The following is a 462-nucleotide window of genomic DNA, read 5'->3' on the forward strand; positions in this document are numbered from 1 at the left end:
AGAGCACATCCAGCTGTCCCGTCAGGTAGGCGTTCAGTACATCGTGGTCTTCCTGAACAAGGATGACCTGGTAGACGACGCTGAGCTGCTGGAACTGGTTGAGATGGAAGTGCGCGATCTGCTGAGCACTTACGACTTCCCAGGCGATGACACTCCAATCATCATCGGCTCTGCCCGTATGGCGCTGGAAGGCAAAGACGACAACGAGATGGGCACCACTGCCGTCAAGAAGTTGGTTGAGACTCTGGATAGCTACATTCCTCAGCCAGAGCGTGCTGTCGACAAGCCATTCCTGATGCCAATCGAAGACGTGTTCTCGATCTCCGGTCGCGGTACTGTTGTGACTGGTCGTGTTGAGCGCGGTATCGTCAAGGTTCAAGATCCACTGGAAATCGTTGGTCTGCGTGTGTCTAGCGTCACCACGTGCTGGGGGGGTGTTCTGTGGCGGTAGGTGCTCGAGGG

1 pseudogene is annotated in these 462 nt (G+C 56.1%); it reads left to right on the forward strand.

What is annotated here, in order from left to right:
- Positions 1–427: pseudogene (locus ACI2KS_RS29565) on the forward strand (GTP-binding protein); the annotation flags it as partial.
- Positions 428–462: the final 35 nt, after the last annotated feature.

The organism is Pseudomonas sp. NPDC087358, from assembly GCF_044900785.1.
GTDB lineage: Bacteria > Pseudomonadota > Gammaproteobacteria > Pseudomonadales > Pseudomonadaceae > Aquipseudomonas.